Here is a 784-nt window from a genome sequence, read left to right as displayed (position 1 = left end):
CTTGCTGTCATTCCGGGGTGCGCGTGAGCGCGAACCCGGAATCTCGAGATTCCGGGTCTGGTGCTACGCACCATCCCGGAATGACGGTGCCAGAACGGTCGCGCTCCAATGCCCCTGCAGAACCGCGTCACCCCAACGGGCGACATCGTCACCACGCCGCACCGCGGGCTGTTCACCGGCAACCGCGGCATCATCCATGATCCCGCGACCAGGACACTCCTGAAGAAGCGCTGGTCAAGCCCGGCGTGGCTGACATGCGTGTGCGAATTCCGCGGCCGGCGCCGCAAGGTGATGGGCGGGCGAAGCTGGACCGAATTGTTCTTTCTCGATGAAGCTACTGCGTTTGCGGCCGGCCATCGCCCATGCTTCTTCTGCCGCCGCGACGATGCCAAACGCTTTCGCGCCGCGTGGGAGCAGGGCAATGGCGGGAAAAATATCCACGCGTTCGAGATCGACGGCGTGCTGCATCGCGAGCGCCTCGATCGCGGCCGGAAGCGACTGCATCCGCTGCCGATGCCGCTCGCGAACCTACCCGACGGCGCGATGGTGCAGGCGGGTGAGGAGAGCTATCTGATCGTGAGCGGTGAACCGCTGCGCTGGTCGTTTGCCGGCTACTCGCCCGGCGACATCGACGCGGATACCGCGCTGCTGCTGACGCCGCCATCAACGGTTCGCGCGCTCGCCGCCGGTTATCAGCCCGTGCTGCATCCAAGCGCGACACAACCCGTAGCCCGGGTGGAGCGGAACGCGTAACCCGGGACGGCCGCGTCCGCGTTTACGAGCG

General features: G+C 66.5%; 1 protein-coding gene. It reads left to right on the top strand.

From position 1 onward, the window contains the following. Positions 1 to 108: 108 nt before the first annotated feature. Positions 109 to 753 carry a hypothetical protein gene (locus CWO89_RS44810; RefSeq protein WP_130584449.1) on the top strand — a complete coding sequence of 215 codons (645 nt, stop codon included), beginning with the start codon at positions 109 to 111 and terminating at the stop codon, positions 751 to 753. Positions 754 to 784: the final 31 nt, after the last annotated feature.

The sequence above is a fragment of the Bradyrhizobium sp. Leo170 genome, from assembly GCF_004296405.1.
Lineage (GTDB): Bacteria > Pseudomonadota > Alphaproteobacteria > Rhizobiales > Xanthobacteraceae > Bradyrhizobium.
The sequence above is the reverse complement of the archived record's forward strand: the minus strand, read 5'-3'. Positions and strand labels throughout refer to the sequence as shown.

Coding starts and splice junctions, on each gene's coding strand:
- CWO89_RS44810 (WP_130584449.1), top strand. CDS start 109: ATGCCCCTGCAGAACCGCGTCACCCCAACGGGCGACATCGTCACCACG.